We start from the raw sequence: 1,380 nt of genomic DNA on the forward strand, positions 1-1,380 counted from the left end.
GTTAGTGTCATGAATTTTTCGCCACAGATTTGCGGTCATGTTTAGCATGGTCTCGCTCAATGACAAGGAAAAAGACGGTTAAACAGCTCGTTTCATGAGGGAATGCTCCAATTTCATCAGACTTGGTCCGAAACTCTCGAAATAAGCGCTCGATATGATTGGTCGTGCGAATATGACGATGTAAATCTGGGTCAAATTGATAGAACGTAAACGTCAGCTCTATATCACGCTGAAAGACTTGGACAGCTTTTGGTTCTAGCGTTTTCCAAGACTCGATAAACTGCGCTAAGCGGTGTTGTGCGACCTCATAGGTCGGTGCTTCATAAATCTGATAGGCCGCTGATTTGATCTCGCTAGCCCGTTGGCGTTTTGCCACCTCGGGCTTCAACGATTGCCCATCCGCATTGGTTTGAGGTAACTGAGCATAGCTTAAATAACGTTTGATACCTCGGACTTTATGCGTAATACACCGTTGTTGTTGTGCTTCCGGCAGAGTCTTCTTTAAGGCGTTGGGTAATCCCAAGGTGCCATCACTGACCACTAATTTCACCACGTCTGGGCGTAAGCCACGGGCGATCAGATGGTCAAAAAACGAGGTCCATTCTGCGTCACTTTCTTCTTTGGCAATCGCATAGTGCAGCATCTCGTAAGTGCCATCCTCCCACACGGCCAAAGCGGCTAAAATAACTCGGTCTTCGGCGGCACGACACTGACGTTTATGCCCGGACCGGTCAATCTTAAAGTCATCCTGGGTGTACTGAATTTCCACCCAGACACCATCGACAATTAAAATTGACGGACTCCGAGTAATGGGAGCGTGTCGATGGGTATCGAGCTGTTGCTGAACTTTGAGGGTGACTTGATTCACGGCACTCCGAGAAAGCACATGTCCTACCAGAAAATATAGCGCTTCTTGAAGATCTCTCAGTGATAACCCCATCACGTACAAGCAACATAACCAGTCTAATAGGCACCCTAGCCCACGTTGATAGCGTTGTAATATTTGCCAATCCCTATCCCGATTGCGCTTTCGCAATTTCGGGACCTGCAAGGCTGCAATATGGCCATACTGGGTGTCGAGCCCACGGTTGAAATGCCCTGACCGGCGAGGTCTATCTGCCCCCATCTTGGCTAGGTCTGAGGTCAACTCTTCTTCTAAGGCCGCTTCAATAGTCGTTTTCACGGCACTGACGACGGCTGTCCGAAGGGAGTCTTCTAGCGCCGCATCCAGTTCTGGCTGGAAACTGCTTGCTTTGACTCGTAGGATTTGGGCTTCCCGGTCTTGGATCGTCATAGGTAGGCATCCAGTATGGCTGTAAATCCCTACTTTGAACTATTTGAGACGATACCAAGCTATGGCGAAAAATTAGTGACACTAAC

At 48.6% G+C, this 1,380-nt stretch carries 1 protein-coding gene; it reads right to left on the bottom strand.

The window, feature by feature from the left end; translation table 11 throughout:
- Positions 1-7 precede the first annotated feature (7 nt).
- Entirely contained in the window at positions 8-1,294 is a 1,287-nt protein-coding gene (locus tag IQ260_RS30610; RefSeq protein ID WP_193996804.1) for a transposase, read from the bottom strand.
- Between the last annotated feature and the right edge of the window lie 86 nt (positions 1,295-1,380).

Origin of the sequence: Leptolyngbya cf. ectocarpi LEGE 11479 (assembly GCF_015207065.1) — a bacterium.
GTDB lineage: Bacteria > Cyanobacteriota > Cyanobacteriia > Phormidesmidales > Phormidesmidaceae > Leptothoe > Leptothoe ectocarpi.

Coding starts and splice junctions, on each gene's coding strand:
- IQ260_RS30610 (WP_193996804.1), bottom strand. CDS start 1,294: ATGACGATCCAAGACCGGGAAGCCCAAATCCTACGAGTCAAAGCAAGC.